Below are 258 nucleotides of genomic sequence, written 5' to 3'. Positions count from 1 at the left end.
CATTTTTCAATTCATATCCATAGATAAGATTCAATAATCCGGGAAAGAAATCTTCTGCAACGATGTTAATATCATAGAGATTTACCGCATTCAAGATAGACACTTCCCGACTTAATAAGGCCAGACTCTCAGCCACATTTTTCAAATAAACCTCTTTGTTCATCATGCTCTTTCACTCTCCTCATTTGTTGCTTGCTTCATTCTACCACACTTTTTTCTAAATTACTATTGATTTTTCCAGAAAACTATGGTATATAG

1 protein-coding gene is annotated in these 258 nt (G+C 33.7%); it reads right to left on the bottom strand.

Going from position 1 to position 258, the window contains the following annotated elements; all coding sequences use genetic code 11:
• On the bottom strand, positions 1–163 hold a 163-nt coding region (locus tag NE619_RS19405; protein WP_256133899.1), incomplete at its 3' end, for an SMEK domain-containing protein.
• Positions 164–258: the final 95 nt, after the last annotated feature.

This window comes from Anaerovorax odorimutans (assembly GCF_024459955.1).
In the GTDB taxonomy this organism is placed as follows: domain Bacteria; phylum Bacillota; class Clostridia; order Peptostreptococcales; family Anaerovoracaceae; genus Hominibacterium; species Hominibacterium odorimutans_A.
Note: the sequence above shows the minus strand (reverse complement) of the source record. Positions and strands in the feature narration are given on the sequence as shown.